The organism is Bacillus sp. WC2503, from assembly GCF_052682895.1.
The window spans coordinates 2,589,483-2,605,910 of the sequence record NZ_JBQYMD010000001.1 but is presented as its reverse complement, the minus strand read 5'-3'; the positions used below and the strand labels follow the sequence as shown (position 1 = coordinate 2,605,910).

The following is a 16,428-nucleotide window of genomic DNA, read 5'->3' as shown; positions in this document are numbered from 1 at the left end:
GAAGCGTTTATCATAATAACATTATAATTATTAAAGAGAAATCCCCTTATTAGAGAGAGTAGTTAACGTGTATCTCTGATAAGGGAGATTCTTTTTATATAAATCATTATTATGTGAAAATATCTCTTACTCAAGAAAGAACTATATAAGTTCTCTTAATTGTATAGTAATTTTGAAAGGGTTTACATAAAAGGGTGGAACTGAGTATGAATATGTACCTTTTAATGATTACATTATTATCAATTGTAATTGTTATTTTAGGAGTATCGTGGTGGAGATGGCATGCGTTTATTAGTTTAACGATTGCAAGTTTGTTTTTAGCAATTATGTCTGGAATGCCAATGGATAAAATAGTGAGCGCTTATGAAACGGGAGTCGGAAGTGTTCTCGGGCATTTAGTAGGTATTTTAGTATTAGGTACAATTAATTCTAGGGAAAATGATGGCAGAGTCAGGTGCTGGAATGCAGGTGGCAGAGTTCTTTATTAAATCCTTTGAAATAAAAAACTTACCATGGGCGATGTTAATTGCAGGTTTTATTATTGGAATTCCGGTGTTTTTTGAAGTAGGCATTTTAATATTATTGCCGTTAGTAATTTCTATTCATAAAACAACGAGACAAAATATTTTATTGATAGCATTACCAGCAATTGCTGGGTTATCTGTCGTACACGGCCTTGTTCCTCCGCATCCAGGGGCAATCGTTGCAATTGGTATTTATAAAGCGAACCTTGGGAAGGTACTTCTTTATTCACTCATTATTACATTTTTTGCAGCGATTATTGCAGGTCCTATATTCGCTAAATGGATTCACAAACGTGTAATTCCTGAAAATGAACCAGAATTGATACGTGTAAATACAAAATCAACGAAATTACCAGGAATAGGAGTTTCATTTTTAGTTATATTGTTACCCGTTATGTTAATGGTGTTAGCAGCAGCAGCTCCTTATGTTCCGCTTTCTAATACTCTAATGAAGATTGTCACATTAATCGGTAGTCCTATCATTGCGCTTTTGATTGCATGTTTTGCAGCTTTCTATTTTCTTGGATTTCGTCAAGGTATCGATAAAAAGGCTATTAAGAAGGTAACAGAAGATAGCTTATTACCAATCGGTTCTATTGTTGCGATTATTGGTGCTGGCGGCGGATTTAAGCAAATTCTTATCGATAGTGGCGTAGGGAATGCTATTGCTCAAATGTCTGAACATTTAGCTCTATCTCCAATTGTATTAGCATTTATAGTAGCTGGATTAATTCGAATTGCGACAGGGTCAGCGACAGTCGCCTTAACAACAGCGGCGGGCATAGTCTCTCCAATCGTTGAAAATACGACAGGTGTAAATTTAGAGTTACTCGTCATTGCAACAGGTGCAGGAGCACTCATGTTTTCACACGTAAACGATGCTGGGTTCTGGATGGTAAAAGAATACCTAGGTTTAACAGTGAAAGAAACATTTAAAACATGGACGGTATTAGAAACGTTACTTTCATTTATCGCTTTTGGAGGCGTTTTACTACTCGATATGTTTGTTTAAAATAAAGATGTTTCTATTTAGATAATTGTGGCATACAACGTTATCAGTAGATAAAAGGAATGTATTTTTATGGTGGGATACTGTCGCAATTTTTTGTTAGGAGGAAGAAATGGTGAGCTCAAAATATATGATTGGTGTAGACATTGGGACAACTAGTACAAAATCAGTTCTATTTTCTACTGATGGATCTGTTATTGCAAGTCATGGAATTGAATATCCTTTATATTCTCCTACGCCTGAAATAGCAGAACAAGACCCAGAAGAAATTTTTCATGCAGTAATAAATACGATTAAAGAAACTGTACGATCAAGTAGTGTACAGCCAAATGATATTCTTTGTGTCTCTTTTAGTTCGGCAATGCATAGTATCATTGCTGTAGATGAGAAGGGAAAACCGTTAACGAGATGTATCACTTGGGCAGATAATAGAAGTGCAAGCTGGGCAGAGAAAATAAAGAGTGATATGAATGGTCATGAAATTTATTTGCGTACTGGAACACCAATTCATCCGATGTCACCACTTTCGAAATTAGTTTGGTTACAGAATGAGCAGGCAGAATTGTTTGCAAAAAGTTATAAATTCATTTCTATTAAAGAATATGTGTTTTATAAGTTATATAAAGAATATGTAATTGATTATTCTATAGCATCAGCAACAGGAATGTTCAATTTGAAATCTTTAAAATGGGATGAGGAAGCTCTTCGTGTTGCAGGGATTTCAGATGAAAAGCTTTCTAAACTTGTTCCAACGACGCACAGCTTAATAGGATTAGATGAAGAACTTGCAAAAGAGATGAATGTACTTGTTTCTACGCCCTTTGTAGTAGGAGCGAGTGATGGAGTGCTATCGAATTTAGGCGTAAATGCAATAGATCCTGGGGTTGTGGCTGTTACAATTGGTACAAGCGGTGCGATACGTGCTGTAACAAATTGTCCTGTGACAGATCCAAAAGGTAGAATTTTTTGTTATGCCTTAACTGAAGACCATTGGGTAATCGGTGGACCAGTTAATAACGGTGGTATGATTTTTAGGTGGGCTCGTGACCAATTAGGCACTTCAGAGATTGAACTTGCGAAGCGTTTAGGGAAAGATCCATATGAAGTGCTTACTGAAATAGCAGCAAAAGTAAATCCTGGATCTGACGGTTTATTATTTCATCCGTATTTAGCAGGGGAAAGAGCTCCTTTATGGAATGCGAATGCGCGAGGATCTTTTTTTGGACTCGGATTACATCATAAGAAAGAACATCTTATTCGTGCTGTATTAGAAGGAGTAATTTATAACTTATATACCGTTCTTCTCGCTTTAAAAGAGCTAATTGGCGAACCGAAAAAAATTCAAGCAACAGGCGGTTTTGCAAGGTCAGAACTTTGGAGACAGATGATGGCGGATATTTTTCATCAAGACGTATATGTTCCTGAAAGTTTCGAAAGCTCTTGCTTAGGAGCTGCAATCCTCGGTTTATATAGTTTAGGTGAAGTAGATACGTTACATGTAGTTTCTGAAATGGTAGGTGCGAATTTCCACCATGAACCAAACATTGAAAGTGTGGAAAAATATAAAGATTTAACACCAATCTATATTCGTCTGTCCCGTCACTTGGAAGAAGAATATGAAAGTATAGCAGCGTATCAAAAAAAGTGGGTTTAAAAGCTATTTACTAAGAAAATATGGTAACGTATAAAGAGGTACTCCGATTTTTTAGGATACTCTTTCAACATAAAATATTTTAAGAAGTATGATGAACGAAAAATATAGGGAGAGAGGGTTATGAAAATGAAGGATAACAAAGAGTTTATTGGATATGTTGGAACTTATACGAAAGAAAATAGTGAGGGAATATATAAGTTTACTTTAGACACAGAAGCAAAAAAAATTAGTAATGTAACACTTGCGGCTAAGCTGGATAACCCTACATATGTAACGATTAACCGAAATAATGAATATCTCTATTCCGTTGTTAAGGAAGGAGAATCTGGTGGTGTAGCTGCTTATTCAATTGATAGTAAAACTGGAGAGTTAAAGGCAGAAAACAGACAAGTAGTAGAAGGGGCTTCTCCTTGTCATGTGAGCGTTGATAGTGGGAATCATACGGTAGTTACAGCAAATTACCATAAAGGAACGATTGAGTCTTTTGAAATAAATGAAGAAAATGGAACTGTAAATCCTGCTTCATCTATTATGGCGCATGAAGGTTCAGGTCCGAATAAAGAAAGACAAGAAAAACCACATGCACATTACGCGGGATATACTCCTGATGAAAAATATGTAGTGGGCGTTGATTTAGGGATAGATAAAATAATTACGTATGAAATAAAAGGTAGTGCATTAACAGAAGTGAATAGCTTATCTGTAAATCCAGGAAGTGGGCCGAGACATATTACTTTTCATCCGAATGGAAAGTATGCGTATGTGATGACTGAGCTGAGTTCAGAGGTTATCGTATTAACATATAATGCGGAAGAAGGGACCTTTACAGAATTACAGTATATTTCTACTATTCCAGCAGAGTTTGATGAAAATAGTCAAGGAAGTGCGATTCATATTTCTTCTGACGGCAGCTTTGTATATGCAGGTAATCGTGGTCATAATAGTATTGCTGTTTTCAGTGTGGATCAAAATTCAGGTGAGCTTACATTTGTTGAACATACATCTACAGAAGGAAATTGGCCAAGAGACTTTGTATTAGATCCTACTGAAAAGTTCCTTGTTGCTACAAATGAAAAGTCGCATAATCTTGTGTTATTTTCAAGAAATGAATCTACAGGAAAGTTAACTCTTTTACAATCTGATGCTGTTGTGCCAGAGCCTGTTTGTGTTAAATTTTTAAATGTTTAAGTTATGTTCGATATATTTGAAAAATCGCTGATATAATTTTATATATCAAGAAAATAAAAAAAGCAAAGCGATATCGCTTTGCTTTTTACTGTTTCTTTTTCGGTCTACGTACTAACTCGCCGCCGCAGTTTGGACAAACGTTATGTCTTTCTTCTGTACATGGTGCACAAAACGTACATTCATACACGCAAATGTAAGCTTCAGAATCTTGCTCCAGCAATTGATCACAAATTTGACAGTTTGTTTTCATTTCTAGTGCCATAGTAATTCTCCTTTTGTTTGAAAATTTATAATTTAATTATAATTCATTAGATAGAATTAGTCTTTTTCAATTGAAAGGAAATCGAATGATAAAGTTGTGATTTGAAATGAAAGATGCCAATTTATTTTAAAATTGATTATTTTGTGCAGTTGGAATATTATGAAATAGTCAAAAGACAACAGGGGGTATACATTTTGACTAATCATAACGATCATTTAAAAGCAAACTGCGAAAAATGCTTCGGTCTATGTTGCGTGGCGTTACCGTTCGCAGCATCGGTAGATTTTGCAGTGAATAAAGATGGTGGTAAACCATGTTCCAATTTACAATCAGATTTTAAATGTAGTATACATAAAAATCTTAGAGGAAAAGGTTATAAAGGTTGTACAGTATTTGAATGTTTCGGTGCTGGGCAGAAGATTTCTCAAGTTATCTTTAAAGGGATTGATTGGCGGAAAGATGCTAAGCATGCGAGAAAAATGTATGATGCTTTTCCGGTTATGCATCAGCTCCATGAAATGCTTTGGTATTTGAATGAGGCGATTCTATTAAAGGCGACGCAGCCAATTCATAAAGAACTAAGTAAAGCGATTGAAGAGACAGAGCGACTTTCGAATTTAAATGCGGACGAGTTAATGAAAGTAAATATTCCATTACACCGTGCAGAAGTAAATGTTTTACTTTTAGAAACGAGTGAGCTAGTTTGGAAGGAAATGAATGCGACGCGTAAGAAACGAATCATTCACCGCGGAGCAGATCTTATGGGAGCAAACCTGAAAAAGAAAAATTTACAAGGCGCGAATTTAAGGGGTGCTTATTTAATTGCAGCGAACTTAAATGGTGCAGACTTAAGAGGAGCAGATCTCATCGGAGCAGATTTAAGAGATGCAGATATTCGCGGTGCAGACTTTACAAATAGTATTTTTCTTACGCAAGTTCAAATTAATGCGGCGAAAGGGGATAAACATACGAAATTGCCGGAATTGTTATCCCGTCCCGCGCATTGGAGTGCGTAAAGAGTATGGAGTGAAATAGTTTGGATATTTTTCAGTATTTAGATGAAATGCAAGAGGATATATTTTCGTTAGCAGTAGGGCAAATAGAAGTGAAGTATTATGATATGTGTAGCATGTTAGCATCAGGTATGCACGCCGAGCGAATTAAATTAATTCCATTAGATACATATGAAGAGAGTATGAGAATAGGTGTGAGAGAAGCATTAGAAGTTGTTGAATGTGAAGAAGCGAAGGCAATTTATTTTGAGTACAATCTCGATAATGAATGGGATAGTCAGTTTTACATTTGTGAGGAGTATGTTCCGCTTGAAGAAGAGGATGATGATTGGGCATCTGAATGGACATATAATATAGAGGGACCGAGGTCTGTAGAATTAGCGGATATGTATGCTGAAAATGGTTTTGATACAAACGAAAAAGCAATCGGCATAACTTTATATTTAATTGCAAGAACGGTATGTAGTTTTATGAGTGTATGTAGTGAAGTGAAAAGTAATATACCGATTTGTATTGGTTTTCACGACCAAGATCCAATTATACGAACAGGCAGAGACTAAGAATCTCTGCCTGTTTTTTTATTTCTTTTCAAAAGTAGTAATTAAAACGCTACATATAATAAGAATACCACCAATAAAAAAATTATTATTTAATGTCTCATTTAATAAGAGCCAGCCAAGTAATGATCCGACGATAGGTTGGAAGAAGAAAAATAAGGAACCGATGCTTGCATCCATTAGTTCTAATCCTTTATTCCAAAGGAAAAAGGCACCTGCCGTTGATATGACTCCTAAATATAATACGCCTAGTATTACGTACGTATTTACGGTTCCGATAGAGGCTACTTGTAGTTCCCATATCATAAAAGGTGTAATAAAAAAGAGTGAAAAGAATATGGCGTACGTTGTAATAACTAAAGATGAAAACCGAGCTGAAGCAATTTTTACATAAATGGATAGTAAAGCCCACGTAATAGCGGCTCCCACTAATATGATGGTACCGATAAAATAGGAGCCAATTTCAATATCCCATCCGATTACGATAATGACACCGATTGTCGCTATTATAGTAGATAAAAGTCTACGAGCGGTTAGCTTTTCTTTTAAAATAATTGCTGCAAATATAACCATAAATGCAGGTGTTGCGGATGTTACTAAAGAGCCTGTATGGGCGTCGGATAATTTTGTTCCGATGAATTGACATGTGATTGAAATGAAATATCCGATAAATCCAATCCAAGCGAATAATAGCCAATCTTTTTTGCGAATGGTTACTTTTTTCTTTTGTTTTTTCTCTGCTATTTTCAAAATGCCATACAAAACAACAAAAGCGATAATAAAGCGTAGCCAAACGAGTGTAAGCGGTGGGATATAATCGAGTACGTATTTGCTAACAACATACATACCGCCCCATATACTTGCTGCTAGTGATAAGCATATAGCTCCTAAAATTGTTTGTTTCATTTGAAGTACCTCCGTCTATTTTTAGGGCATTATGAGTTCCCTAAGACGAGGCAAAGTGTATGTGTTAAATGAATGCCCGTCTTAGTTTATAGACGGCCTACAGGTTGATCGTTTTCGAATGAAGTGTTGTAGTACATGAGTGCATTCCTCCTTCATATTTTATAATGATATTATAACTTAATTTTCAGTTTATTTGGATGTTTATTGTTGTACGGAGTGGAATCTTTAGAGAATGGAAACGGTGGTTGTCTAAGAAAGCATAGTATATGGTAGAAAAACATATTTTTAAAATAAAAGAAACCAATTACATAACTGGTAAGTATATTAAGAGTAGTATGAAAAAATAGATTGATAGAGAAAGAGGAGGAGATTTACATTACTACAACCGTTATCTCTCATTTTTATAATGAAGAGTATTTATTACCATGGTGGCTTATTCATCATACGAAACTGTTTGATCATGGCATTTTAATTAATAAAGGTTCTACAGATCGTTCAGTCGAAATTTGTAAGAAGTTCGCACCGCATTGGGAAGTACGAGATTCTGTAAATCCAGAGTTTGATGCATTTGCGACAGATCATGAAGTGATGAGGGTAGAACAAGAAGTAAAAGGATGGAAAATGATTTTAAATACGACTGAGTTTCTTTGTGTGCAAGATAAAAATCAGTTTTGGAAATCGCTAAATGAATTGGGAGGGAGGATGTATTGGCTGGAAGGGCTTATTATGGTTGATGATCCTAACTATAATTATCCGGACCTTAACTTTGGAATCCCTTTAATGAAACAGCGATTTCACGGTTATTTACCAGAAGATTGGCCGTTATGGAGAAGAGGTAGATTTATTCATAATCATGAACACGGAAGTTATACGGTTGGAAGACATTTATCAGCGCATGAATCTATGATCTATCCGCCTCTTGCTTGTATATTATGGTTTGGGTTTAGTCCGTGGAACGATGCGATGAGAAAGAGAAAGTTACAAATTGGTCCGACGCTTTCTGAAGCTAGTAAGCATGGAGGAATGGGTACGCACCATATTATTACGCCGGAAAAATTAGAAGAATGGTATAAGGATTTAGCGAGAGGAGCGCAAGATTTACGTTTTAGTGCTGCATATCGGTATGTTTTTGTATAGATGATTCCCACCATAAAATTGTTTCTTCAATTCCTGTATTTAAATCGTATGTTGGTTTCCAGTTTACTTCAGTTGTTAAACGTTCCACATTCACGCCGACGAATAAAGGTTCATCTTTAGGAAAAGGGATAGCGCCTAGTTTAATTAAATTTTCTTTTCCTATTTTTTTAGCAATGATAGAAGCTAATTCTTTAATTTGTACAGAGTGACCAGAAGCGATATTGATTGTGCCTGTAACGTTGCAGTTTAATAATGTGACAAGAGCGTTAGCGACGTCACCCACATGGAGGAAATCTCTTGATTGTTTTCCATGTGTACATAGAGCTTCCTCGTTTTTTAATAAAGAAGTGATAATGTTAGAAATGAGTCGATTGCCGTGCTCATGAGGGCCATACATATGAAAAATTCGTCCCCAACATACGCTGAGGCTGGTTTGTTGTGCATACGACTGTAACCAGGAATGTAGTGCATTTTTACATAATGAATACGGGGTTTTATAGGAAAGGAGCGGAGAATCTTCAAATAGAATACCGTTAAACCACTCGTACTCTGCGCCAGTACCTGCTACAACGATACGTTTTCCACCGCATGCTGTAAAGTGTTGAATCAATGAGATACTGGACTTTAGCCAATAGAAATTATTAATGGATACGTAGCATGCAGGAGGAACCGCTTCCCAAGCTAAATGAATGAGGTCGCTAGGCTTAATGTCTGAAATAAATTGTTTTACTTCGTCATCACAAAGCAAGTTTACTTTATGCCAATGGCAGGAAAGGTGAGACGGTTTATTTCTATTGTATGTGGCGTGAACTTCATACCCTTTTTGTATAAGGGAATGTACAACATATTTACCTATCCATCCACTACCACCTGTTACAAGGATCTTCTTCATGGTTCAATCACCTCAACTTCTGGAACAGTTACTAAAAATTTGCCACCCCATTCACGAATGAAAGAGCATTCCTTCATAATTTCGTCTTTCAAATTCCAAGGAAGTATGAGAATGTAATCTGGTTTTGTACGTTTAATTTCTTCTGGAGACTTTATTGGAATACGAGTTCCTGGTAAAAGGAGATTTTGTTTGTGAGGATTTTTATCTACTGTATATGCTAGAAATTCTTTACCTATCCCGCAATAATTCAAAAGGGTGTTTCCTTTAGCTGGAGCGCCGTAGCCGATAATTTGTTTGTTTAAAGCTTTCGCTTCAATAAAAAACTTTAAAATATTTATTTTCAATTGTTCCACTCGTTTAGAAAAAAGGAGATAGCAATCTAATGTATCTAGCCCGTGATCTATTTCTTTTTGGATTAAATTTGTAACATTGGAATGGATAGTTGATTGGGCGCTTAGATGTTTTATGAAAATACGCAATGAACCACCGTGAGTTGAAAGTTCTTCTACATCAACAATTTGTAAATGATGATGAGCTAAAATTTTTTGAAGGCTTATAAGTGAGAAGTAGGAAAAGTGCTCATGATAGATAGTATCGAACTGCTTACAAGATATAAGGTTTAATAGGTGGGGGAATTCAATTGTTATCGTACCATCTCGTTTTAATAATGTTTTTAGGCCAGCGACAAAATCATGCAAGTTCGGAACGTGTGCTAATACGTTATTTGCAATGATTAAATCCGCTTGTGGAAGATTGTTTGCTAAGTCGTTACTGAAAAAATTCACTTCAGTAGGAATTCCTTTTTGAATTGCGATTTCTGCTACATTTTTTGCTGGCTCAATTCCTAACGTATTGATGTTTTCTTTAAGAAAGTATTGCAATAAATACCCATCGTTACTTGCGATTTCAATTACCTGCGAATTTTTCGTTAAATGGAATCGCTCAATTGCCATTTCTACGTATTGTTTGGCATGCTGTAGCCAACTTGAGGAATAAGAACTGAAGTATAAATAATCATGGAAAATATTATTAGGTGATTCAAATTCATCTAATTGCACAAGTAAACAAGAATTACAAACAAATGTGTGCAGCGGATAAAAAGGTTCCATTTTATATGAGTTTTTTGGAGCTATAAATGAGTTGGCGAGAGGGGAGACGCCTAAATCTAAAAACGAATTTGTTAGTAATGAGTGGCAAAAACGGCATTTTTTCTGTTCCATTTTATAGCCCCCTTATAAATTTTTGAATGCTTCGATTTGTTGTCGTGTGAACGATTCTATATTTTCACCGGATGCATGTTTTTCGTACCATTCAACGGTCCAAGCGATAGCAGTTTCTGTTGATAGCTTAGGAGTCCAGCCTAGTTTATTTACTGCTTTTGTACTATCGAGTGTTAAAATAGGTGATTCATAAGGAGTATTTATAGTGGGAGAAAGTATTGTTAATGGTTTATTCCATAATTTTATTACAGATTGAATGACATCATGGACGGTTCTGTTAGCCTCGTTAATTGGTCCGAAATTCCATGCTTCTGCATACTCTTTATGCTTCCAAAGTTTCTCAGCTAAAAGGATATATCCATGTAAAGGATCCAAAACATGTTGCCACGGTCGGATAGCATTTTTGTTTCGAATACTTAAAGGATGGTCTTGTAAATATGCACGAATGATATCTGGGAATAAGCGATTTTCTGCCCAATCACCACCACCGATGACATTGCCTGCCCTTACTGAGGCGAGTGAAAGGGTGTTCGTGTGAAAAAAAGATTTTTGATACGATGTTGCAACTAATTCAGCACAAGCTTTACTAGCACTGTATGGATCATAGCCCCCTAAACGGTCGGATTCTACAAATGCTTGATTACCGCTCCCATCATTCTCATAACATTTATCGCTTGTCACATTAATAATGAGACGTACGCTTTCGACGTACTTTGCTACTTCTAGTACATGAACAGTACCTAAAACATTCGTTTTAAATGTTTCAATAGGATCTTTGTATGAAGTGGTGACGATTGGTTGAGCTGCTAAATGAAATATAATGTCGGGTTTATGGTGCCCAATGGCATGTAATAAAGAATCGTAATCTGTAATATCTCCTTTCATTGTTGTGCACTCTTTCGCTACGTTACATTGTTCAAAAAGGTTAGGGATGGATGGAGGATGAGAAGAATAGCCGATTACTTCTGCGCCTAAAGAAGTTAAAAAAAGGGTGAGCCATGAGCCTTTAAAGCCAGTATGTCCTGTAATAAATACTTTTTTCTTATTCCAAAAAGATGATGAAGTCATATTACCAGACCTTCCATGGAGCGTTATTATTTTCCCATAGCTCGACTAATTTATTCTTATCACGTAATGTATCCATTGGATGCCAAAAACCAGTATGTTGAAATGCTGCCAGTTCATTTTTGTTGACTAACTGAACTAAAGTTTCGGTTTCAAAAACAGACTTATCTCCACTAATGTAATTGAAAATATCATGATTTAAAACAAAAAACCCACCGTTAATCCATCCACCATCACCTAGTGGTTTCTCTTGAAAAGATGTTACAGACTGTTTATCTAATATGAGAGAACCAAATCTACCAGGAGGTTGTACGGCAGTAACAGTAGCCATTTTTCCATGTTTTTTATGAAATGCAATCAGTTCTTTTATATTTACATTACTTAATCCATCGCCATAAGTGAGGCAGAAAGGTTCATCTCCGACATAGTTTTGAATCTTTTTCACTCGTCCACCCGTTTCGGTATTAAGACCAGTATCGATTAATGTAACTTTCCATGGTTCTACACGATGAGAGTGGCTAGTAATTGTGTTATCGCTTAAATGTATTGTGAAATCGGACATGTGTAAGTTGTAATTTAGAAAGAACTCTTTAATTGCATATCCTTTATAGCCTAAGCAAATAATAAACTCAGTAATCCCGTAATGACTATACAAACTCATAATGTGCCATAGAATAGGTTTCGTTCCAATTTCAATCATAGGTTTTGGTTTTAAATGTGTTTCTTCCCCAATTCTTGTACCGTACCCACCAGCAAGAATAACAGCTTTCATTTTTTCCTCCTAAAATAAAAATTTATTATATATACAGTATTCATATTTTATGCAAATGAGATTGTTTTTGATTAAACGGATGAAATTGTGTGAGGTGATGGCAAGGCAGAAAACATTAAGGTTTGAACTTTGGAAATAATTCTTGATATTCAGGATTATTACGGAGGTCTTGTGTTACGTTACTAAGTTCTAAAAAACGGGTTTCCAATTCTTCAGGAGATTGACCGTAATGTGTTTGAAGTCCCATTTGAATACCCATTTTTGAAAGGGTAGGTGTAATTTGTAATTTTCTTGCCTTGGACTGTTCATTCCAAGGGCTAAAATAAAATTTTAAAATAAATGAAGGGTAGTCATAAACTATATTCCCGTGCCGTGAATAATGTCTACCAGGTAAATATGCACCATCTAGATGATTATGAATAAATCTCCAAGCACACCCGAGTTTTGGGTTATAAGGGAAGACACCGTGGTATCGTTGTTCTACTAATGGGATAGAATATCTTGGCTTTGAATAATTGTAAATATGACTATCTATCATTAAAATCATTCTAATCGCATACATGTTTTGTCCTAGTGTATGAAGAGATGAGAAAAACTCTTCTTTATTATTACAACAAAAGAACTCTGTAGTATTTAAAACGATTTTCCAACCTGAAACTTCTCTTTCAATTTCCATCACTTCAATATCAGTATTAGTTGGATCAAACTCAAGAAATCTGGAGTCTCGCACTTCCCAGTGGGGTGCGAGTAGTTTACAAATCTCTACGGAACGATCAGTAGAACCTCTATTAATTAAAATACCGTGATCGAATATTTTTGTGTGATGCATAAGCCACCATGGGAGTAAATACTCTTCGTTATAAAAATGAGAAATGATAGTCCTTTTTATGTCAATCTCCTCCTATACAGGCAATCGTTATTAGTAGGATATGCTTTTAAATAAGAAAGGTTAAAAGGTGTGGGCTATATATTGATTAGGTAATAGTTTAGTAATTTTATTGTATAGCCGTAAATTACGGGTGTAATAGTAGGTTGATCTTGTAAGTTTGTATAAATTGTGAACAACAAACCATCACGTTTGACTGTACAGTTTATGTGTTGTATGATGGTAGTAATATAAACAAGGGGGGAAGATCGTTGGGAAGGTGTATCGAATCGGACAGTTGGCTCTCATGGCTCACGTGTCGAAACGAACGATTGATTATTATACGAATCTAGGTATCTTGAAAGCGGAGCGATCTCAATCTAATTATCGCTATTACGACGAAACAGCATTTGAGACATTACAATTTATTGAGAAGTGCAAAGAAATGCATATGCCGCTTTGTGAGATTAAAGAGAAAATCGAGGAGAACAAGAAGCTGCTCGGTATCAATGAACACGTTTCGAAACAAGTGAATGAAGTGACAGACCATATTCATCGATTAGAAGCAGAGTTAACAGAGTTAAAGCCGCTTTTAGATGGATTGACTGATTCACAACGTGAAAAAATATCGAAATCTTTATCATGTCAAACGACAGCTTTAATACAGACACTTGCTCTATTATTATAGAATAAGTGAAATCCGACCTCTTTAATTTTTGTATCGGGCTATGTTTTCTAACGAACAAATAAGAAAACATTATAGTATACAGGAGGTGGACACCTTAGTTTTTTAACTAAGGGGATTCATTGGAAATATTTAATTTAGTCATGGTTGCGATTTTAATCGCATTTACTGGATTTTTCGTAGCAGCAGAGTTTGCGATTGTAAAAGTACGTTCAAGTCGTATTGATCAGCTTGTTGCGGAAGGGAAACGCGGTGCTTTAGCAGCGAAAAAGGTAACAACAAATTTAGATGAATATTTATCTGCTTGTCAATTAGGTATTACAGTTACAGCTATGGGATTAGGTTGGTTAGGTGAACCGACAATCGAAAAGTTATTACACCCGTTATTTGAGAAATGGAACATAAACCCTTCTATCTCATCAGTATTAACTTTTGGTCTTGCTTTTATGCTAATGACATATTTACACGTTGTAGTTGGGGAGTTAGCTCCGAAAACGTTGGCAATTCAAAAGGCTGAAAAAGTAACGTTGTTATTGGCAACGCCGTTAATGATGTTCTATAAAATCATGTATCCATTTATTTGGGTATTGAACGGTTCAGCTCGTATTATAACTGGTTTATTCGGTTTGAAACCAGCTTCTGAACATGAAGTAGCTCATACAGAAGAAGAATTGCGTCTTATTCTTTCAGATAGCTATGAAAGTGGCGAAATTAATCAAGCTGAATACAAGTATGTAAATAATATATTTGAATTTGATAATCGCATTGCAAAAGAGATTATGGTACCGCGAACAGAAATCGTTGGTTTCTACCTTGAAGATTCAGTAGAACAACACATGAAAGTAATCCAAAATGAGCGATATACACGTTATCCGATTTTTGGAGAAGATAAAGATGATATTATCGGTATGGTCAATGTAAAAGATTTCTTTATTCGATATATGACCGAGGATCAAAAAGATTTATCGTCAATTCGCTCGTATATGCGTCCGATTATTGAAGTGATGGAAACAACTCCAATTCACGATTTATTACTGCAAATGCAGAAGAAGCGAATTCCGATGGCTGTTTTATATGATGAGTACGGAGGAACAGCTGGAATTGTAACGCTTGAAGACATTTTGGAGGAAATCGTCGGCGAAATTCGTGACGAATATGATGAAGATGAAGCACCACCAATTCAACATGTGAACGAGTACCATAAAATTGTTGATGGAAAAGTGCTTATTTCAGAAGTAAAAGATCTGTTTGGATTACACATTGAAGAAGAAGATGTGGATACAATCGGTGGATGGATTATGATGCAAAATCATGAAATTGAAGAAGGACAACATGTTGAAGCAGAAGGTTATGAATTTAAAGTGTTAGAAAAAGACGCTTACCAAATTAAACGTGTTGAAATTCGTAAAATGGAACAAGAACAAGAAGAAGAGAAAGCAGCAACTGTGTAAGTTGCTGCTTTTCTTCTAAAGCATAAAAAATGAGGAATTAGGAGCGGATATTTTGATTCAAGAAGCCTTACGTGTATATCGATTACAATTGTATGCGATCTTTAGTGGTTTACTACTTATGTGGACGATTACTCCGTTTGGAAAACAAGTGACAGGATTCGGTATTGGATTAGCTGTAAGTGCATACTGTCTTTGGTTATTAGCTCGCAGGGTGGAGAAACTAGGAAGAAGTATTGTAATGAAAGAAAAGGCTCCTGGATTAGGGGTTTTAAACCGATTTGCAGCTGCAATTTTAGGAGCTATCATTATGTATGAAATTGAGCATGAAATGGAAATGTGGGCATTTGGTACAGGTATTTTAGGTGGTCACTTTTTAATGATTGCGAATTTAGCTTATGCAAATATACAGTTAGTAAAAGAAGAAGAGAAGCGAAGAGAAAAGGCTTCTAATAACATAGAGCTATAATAAAAGGGGCCTAATGGGGGTTCCTTTTTTTATTTAAGCGAGTGAATGACAGGAATCAAATTCACGACAAATATAATACGCTTCTTTTTTCGGTTTTTCAATAGTACGAAAAATAATTTTAAAAAATTTAAAAACCCATCGATTTCTAAAGCTTATGTATGTTATCATGACAAAAGACTTTTTGAAAGAGGTGGATACCAATGTTACAAGCGTTACTTATTTTTGTGCTTCAAATTATATATGTTCCAGTATTAACAATCCGAACGATTTTGCTTGTAAAGAATCAAACAAGATCCGCTGCTGGTGTAGGATTGTTAGAAGGAGCTATTTACATTGTCAGTTTAGGGATTGTGTTTCAAGATTTATCAAATTGGATGAACATCGTTGCCTATGTCATCGGCTTTAGTGCGGGACTATTATTAGGCGGTTATATAGAGAATAAATTAGCAATTGGATATATTACGTATCAAGTTAGTTTACTAGACCGTTGTAATGAATTAGTAGATGAATTACGTCACTGTGGATTTGGCGTTACAGTATTTGAAGGTGAAGGAATTAATTCTATACGTTATCGCTTAGATATCGTTGCAAAGCGCTCTAGAGAGAAAGAACTTTTAGAAATTATTAATGAAATTGCACCGAAAGCGTTTATGTCTTCTTATGAAATCCGTTCGTTTAAAGGCGGATATTTAACGAAGGCGATGAAGAAGAGAGCGTTGTTGAAGAAGAAGAAAGACGATCATGCATCGTAAAAAGGGAATA

At 35.6% G+C, this 16,428-nt stretch carries 16 protein-coding genes and 1 pseudogene; 10 read left to right on the top strand and 7 right to left on the bottom strand.

Annotated elements, in window-relative coordinates:
* Positions 1 to 206 precede the first annotated feature (206 nt).
* The 3 genes and pseudogenes from gntP (at position 207) to ACUN26_RS13325 (ending at position 4,375) form a co-directional block, all read left to right on the top strand.
* Positions 207 to 1,536: pseudogene (gntP, locus tag ACUN26_RS13335) on the top strand (gluconate permease GntP).
* Between the two features lie 109 nt (positions 1,537 to 1,645).
* On the top strand, positions 1,646 to 3,187 hold the full coding sequence (gene gntK / locus ACUN26_RS13330; protein ID WP_000254925.1) for a gluconokinase: 1,542 nt from the start codon (positions 1,646 to 1,648) through the stop codon (positions 3,185 to 3,187).
* Between the two features lie 120 nt (positions 3,188 to 3,307).
* On the top strand, positions 3,308 to 4,375 hold the full coding sequence (locus ACUN26_RS13325) for a lactonase family protein (protein ID WP_000782233.1): 1,068 nt from the start codon (positions 3,308 to 3,310) through the stop codon (positions 4,373 to 4,375).
* An 85-nt stretch (positions 4,376 to 4,460) separates the two neighbouring features.
* Here ACUN26_RS13325 and ACUN26_RS13320 read toward each other — a convergent pair whose 3' ends face one another.
* A complete protein-coding gene (locus tag ACUN26_RS13320; protein ID WP_001162784.1) occupies positions 4,461 to 4,637 on the bottom strand; it encodes a DUF1272 domain-containing protein in 177 nt (58 codons plus the stop codon).
* A 194-nt stretch (positions 4,638 to 4,831) separates the two neighbouring features.
* Between ACUN26_RS13320 and ACUN26_RS13315 the strand changes: the two genes are divergently transcribed.
* On the top strand, positions 4,832 to 5,653 hold the full coding sequence (locus ACUN26_RS13315) for a pentapeptide repeat-containing protein (RefSeq protein ID WP_000181437.1): 822 nt from the start codon (positions 4,832 to 4,834) through the stop codon (positions 5,651 to 5,653).
* A gap of 20 nt (positions 5,654 to 5,673) precedes the next feature.
* Positions 5,674 to 6,210, top strand: a complete 537-nt coding sequence (locus ACUN26_RS13310) for a hypothetical protein (protein ID WP_000350925.1) — start codon at positions 5,674 to 5,676, stop codon at positions 6,208 to 6,210.
* 18 nt (positions 6,211 to 6,228) lie between these two features.
* Here the strand turns inward: ACUN26_RS13310 and ACUN26_RS13305 are convergent, their stop codons facing one another.
* Positions 6,229 to 7,113: a DMT family transporter gene (locus ACUN26_RS13305; RefSeq protein ID WP_000814753.1), complete on the bottom strand. Its 885-nt coding sequence runs from the start codon at positions 7,111 to 7,113 to the stop codon at positions 6,229 to 6,231.
* Positions 7,114 to 7,461: 348 nt separating this feature from the next.
* Between ACUN26_RS13305 and ACUN26_RS13300 the strand changes: the two genes are divergently transcribed.
* A complete protein-coding gene (locus ACUN26_RS13300) occupies positions 7,462 to 8,250 on the top strand; it encodes a glycosyltransferase family 2 protein (protein WP_000570311.1) in 789 nt (262 codons plus the stop codon).
* Here ACUN26_RS13300 and ACUN26_RS13295 read toward each other — a convergent pair.
* The 5 genes from ACUN26_RS13295 to ACUN26_RS13275 form a co-directional block, all read right to left on the bottom strand.
* Entirely contained in the window at positions 8,219 to 9,142 is a 924-nt protein-coding gene (locus ACUN26_RS13295; protein ID WP_000723096.1) for an NAD-dependent epimerase/dehydratase family protein, read from the bottom strand. The two genes, ACUN26_RS13300 and ACUN26_RS13295, sit on opposite strands and share 32 nt — an antisense overlap.
* A complete protein-coding gene (locus ACUN26_RS13290; protein WP_000435756.1) occupies positions 9,139 to 10,362 on the bottom strand; it encodes a class I SAM-dependent methyltransferase in 1,224 nt (407 codons plus the stop codon). Before ACUN26_RS13290 ends, ACUN26_RS13295 begins: the two co-directional genes overlap by 4 nt.
* 12 nt (positions 10,363 to 10,374) lie before the next feature.
* Entirely contained in the window at positions 10,375 to 11,430 is a 1,056-nt protein-coding gene (gene rfbG / locus ACUN26_RS13285; protein WP_000204568.1) for a CDP-glucose 4,6-dehydratase, read from the bottom strand.
* Between the two features lies 1 nt (position 11,431).
* Positions 11,432 to 12,199: a glucose-1-phosphate cytidylyltransferase gene (gene rfbF / locus ACUN26_RS13280; protein ID WP_000648793.1), complete on the bottom strand. Its 768-nt coding sequence runs from the start codon at positions 12,197 to 12,199 to the stop codon at positions 11,432 to 11,434.
* 115 nt (positions 12,200 to 12,314) lie between these two features.
* Entirely contained in the window at positions 12,315 to 13,028 is a 714-nt protein-coding gene (locus ACUN26_RS13275) for a hypothetical protein (RefSeq protein ID WP_000546526.1), read from the bottom strand.
* Between the two features lie 343 nt (positions 13,029 to 13,371).
* Between ACUN26_RS13275 and ACUN26_RS13270 the strand changes: the two genes are divergently transcribed.
* From ACUN26_RS13270 to ACUN26_RS13255, 4 genes are all read left to right on the top strand, one after another.
* Positions 13,372 to 13,752: a MerR family transcriptional regulator gene (locus ACUN26_RS13270; RefSeq protein ID WP_002039109.1), complete on the top strand. Its 381-nt coding sequence runs from the start codon at positions 13,372 to 13,374 to the stop codon at positions 13,750 to 13,752.
* 119 nt (positions 13,753 to 13,871) lie between these two features.
* Positions 13,872 to 15,200 carry a hemolysin family protein gene (locus ACUN26_RS13265; RefSeq protein WP_000402262.1) on the top strand — a complete coding sequence of 443 codons (1,329 nt, stop codon included), beginning with the start codon at positions 13,872 to 13,874 and terminating at the stop codon, positions 15,198 to 15,200.
* Positions 15,201 to 15,252: 52 nt separating this feature from the next.
* A complete protein-coding gene (locus ACUN26_RS13260; protein WP_000613866.1) occupies positions 15,253 to 15,666 on the top strand; it encodes an ATP synthase subunit I in 414 nt (137 codons plus the stop codon).
* Between the two features lie 200 nt (positions 15,667 to 15,866).
* Complete coding sequence (locus ACUN26_RS13255; protein ID WP_000938448.1) at positions 15,867 to 16,418, top strand: DUF2179 domain-containing protein; 552 nt, start codon at positions 15,867 to 15,869, stop codon at positions 16,416 to 16,418.
* Positions 16,419 to 16,428: the final 10 nt, after the last annotated feature.

Excerpts from the sequence above, each read along its gene's own strand:
- gntK (WP_000254925.1), top strand. The coding sequence starts at position 1,646 with ATGGTGAGCTCAAAATATATGATTGGTGTAGACATTGGGACAACTAGT.
- ACUN26_RS13325 (WP_000782233.1), top strand. The coding sequence starts at position 3,308 with ATGAAAATGAAGGATAACAAAGAGTTTATTGGATATGTTGGAACTTAT.
- ACUN26_RS13320 (WP_001162784.1), bottom strand. The coding sequence starts at position 4,637 with ATGGCACTAGAAATGAAAACAAACTGTCAAATTTGTGATCAATTGCTG.
- ACUN26_RS13305 (WP_000814753.1), bottom strand. The coding sequence starts at position 7,113 with ATGAAACAAACAATTTTAGGAGCTATATGCTTATCACTAGCAGCAAGT.
- ACUN26_RS13295 (WP_000723096.1), bottom strand. The coding sequence starts at position 9,142 with ATGAAGAAGATCCTTGTAACAGGTGGTAGTGGATGGATAGGTAAATAT.
- ACUN26_RS13290 (WP_000435756.1), bottom strand. The coding sequence starts at position 10,362 with ATGGAACAGAAAAAATGCCGTTTTTGCCACTCATTACTAACAAATTCG.
- rfbG (WP_000204568.1), bottom strand. The coding sequence starts at position 11,430 with ATGACTTCATCATCTTTTTGGAATAAGAAAAAAGTATTTATTACAGGA.
- rfbF (WP_000648793.1), bottom strand. The coding sequence starts at position 12,199 with ATGAAAGCTGTTATTCTTGCTGGTGGGTACGGTACAAGAATTGGGGAA.
- ACUN26_RS13275 (WP_000546526.1), bottom strand. The coding sequence starts at position 13,028 with ATGCATCACACAAAAATATTCGATCACGGTATTTTAATTAATAGAGGT.
- ACUN26_RS13270 (WP_002039109.1), top strand. The coding sequence starts at position 13,372 with ATGGCTCACGTGTCGAAACGAACGATTGATTATTATACGAATCTAGGT.
- ACUN26_RS13255 (WP_000938448.1), top strand. The coding sequence starts at position 15,867 with ATGTTACAAGCGTTACTTATTTTTGTGCTTCAAATTATATATGTTCCA.